Annotated in this window: 1 protein-coding gene; it reads left to right on the plus strand. The window is 42.6% G+C overall.

Annotation, left to right across the window (positions count from 1 at the left end; translation table 11 throughout):
- A partial coding sequence (locus BTA35_RS16855; RefSeq protein ID WP_139363722.1) for a GNAT family N-acetyltransferase occupies window positions 1-210 on the plus strand: 210 nt, incomplete at its 5' end.
- Between the last annotated feature and the right edge of the window lie 227 nt (window positions 211-437).

Consider the following 437-nt stretch of genomic DNA (forward strand, 5'->3'; position numbering starts at 1 on the left):
GAAATTGTCTTTGTGCCGACCGGAGAGAATTTAGCGATTATCGAACATACCGATGTCGATGAAAGCCTGAAAGGGCAAGGGATTGGTAAACAGCTGGTTGCGAAAGTCGTGGAAAAAATGCGTCGGGAAAAACGAAAAATTATCCCATTATGCCCATTTGCGAAACATGAATTTGATAAAACGCGGGAGTATGATGATATTCGCAGTTGATGGGAGAGTACAGAGTCACGATATTTTTCATTCTCTCCGCGATGTGATGCAGGAGAGCATCTGAAGGGTAGGGGGATGCACAAAGAATGGGCAGAGAGCGCGTTTTTTTGTCCCAAGTCATCCCCTTTACTGAGCAAAAAAAAGAATATCTCCTATATGAGAATCATCAATCGGGGTTAATAAGTTTTGCGTCCCCAGAGCGTTTAATATTGATAGGAGTCATATTA

Source organism: Oceanospirillum linum (assembly GCF_001995095.2).
In the GTDB taxonomy this organism is placed as follows: domain Bacteria; phylum Pseudomonadota; class Gammaproteobacteria; order Pseudomonadales; family Halomonadaceae; genus Oceanospirillum; species Oceanospirillum linum.